This is a genomic window from Campylobacter concisus (genome assembly GCF_001891085.1).
In the GTDB taxonomy this organism is placed as follows: domain Bacteria; phylum Campylobacterota; class Campylobacteria; order Campylobacterales; family Campylobacteraceae; genus Campylobacter_A; species Campylobacter_A concisus_O.
Genome location: NZ_JXUP01000017.1, coordinates 1 through 654 on the forward strand (window position 1 = coordinate 1; position 654 = coordinate 654).

At 64.4% G+C, this 654-nt stretch carries 1 protein-coding gene; it reads right to left on the reverse strand.

Features of this window, described 5'->3' with window-relative positions:
• Positions 1 to 431 precede the first annotated feature (431 nt).
• Positions 432 to 654 (reverse strand): hypothetical protein (locus tag TH67_RS10440; protein WP_180371762.1); only part of this gene is annotated, 223 nt, incomplete at its 5' end.

The window sequence follows — 654 nt, forward strand, 5'->3', positions numbered from 1 at the left end:
CGAAGCCGAGGGTGAGATTACCCCTCAGCCTCACCAGCGTCACCCCGTCCTGATTCACGAGGCTCCCCGTTCCCATTATCGCCGTCCCCGTCGCGGCGAGGAGAGCTTGGAGCCCGCCGGGTCCGAAATCCCAGCCGGTCTGCCGGCGTGGCGTGCGACTGCGCGGGAAGGACCCTCTCGATGAGCGCATTGCCATTCATGCAACCCCCTGATGATGCCGCTGCGCGGCTTGTTGGAAGCAGTGACTCGGAGTCGTAGCAGAAGGCTCACGCCCCGTCACGTAGTCAGTTTTCACTGCAACTGCGGGTGTGTCAAGGGGCACCGAATCCGGAGATTCGATGCCCCTAGCGTAACTCGTTGGCTGGTACCGACTTGTCCGCGCGGCTCCGGAGTGCTTCGCCTGTCCGCAGGTGACTTCCCAGCCGTCGCGACTACGGGAGCTTGAGCAGCATCCTCGAGTCGAACAGCGCCCTGACGTCCGTCACGCCGCTGAGGTTCTCAACCTCAATGGCGGCGAAGACCACCATGTCGACGGTGAGCTTCCGCATCGCCCTGGAGTCGACATCGAAGCGAGCAGCGACCGTACCTTCCGCCTGATCGATCGCGTTGGTCAGCGCCAGCAGCGGCGCGAAGGTGTGCCACAGCCAGCCGTCC